This is a genomic window from Mesorhizobium sp. M6A.T.Ce.TU.016.01.1.1, from assembly GCF_003997065.1.
In the GTDB taxonomy this organism is placed as follows: domain Bacteria; phylum Pseudomonadota; class Alphaproteobacteria; order Rhizobiales; family Rhizobiaceae; genus Mesorhizobium; species Mesorhizobium mediterraneum.
This window is the reverse complement of sequence record NZ_RZTJ01000130.1, coordinates 1-387: the sequence shown is the minus strand read 5'-3', so window position 1 is coordinate 387 and position 387 is coordinate 1. Positions and strand designations below refer to the sequence as shown.

Annotated in this window: 1 protein-coding gene; it reads right to left on the bottom strand. The window is 58.9% G+C overall.

The annotated features are described in order from the left end of the window. Positions 1-38: 38 nt before the first annotated feature. On the bottom strand, positions 39-387 hold a 349-nt coding region (locus tag EOC94_RS34305), incomplete at its 5' end, for an SGNH hydrolase domain-containing protein (protein WP_281032988.1).

Genomic DNA, 387 nt, shown 5'->3' with positions numbered 1-387 from the left:
CTCCGGTGTGTCGGAATAGCGAGACTGGCTGGTGAACATCAGGTCTGTCCGCAATTTCCTGATCTCGGCGAGAACGTTGTCGCGCCATGTTGCGCAGGCTCATACGGCTTACCGTCATCCGTCACAGCGGCAAGGGTGAAAGGGCATGCAGCCTTGGTGAAGGTGACCAATTTCCACTTGCGGTCCCTGGCAATCTTGTCGATGGCAGGGATCCATTGTGCTGCGTGTGAATCGCCTGCGACGACAATGGTCCTGGTTCCCTGGGGATCGCCGAGCTGGCAGCCCACAGCTTGCGTGCTGTCCTGCTCCTGATGCAGCGCTGCCGGCCCTGGATAATTCGGTGTTCCGATCAGGCTGATATCGACGTCTTGCCTGTCGAGCGCATAG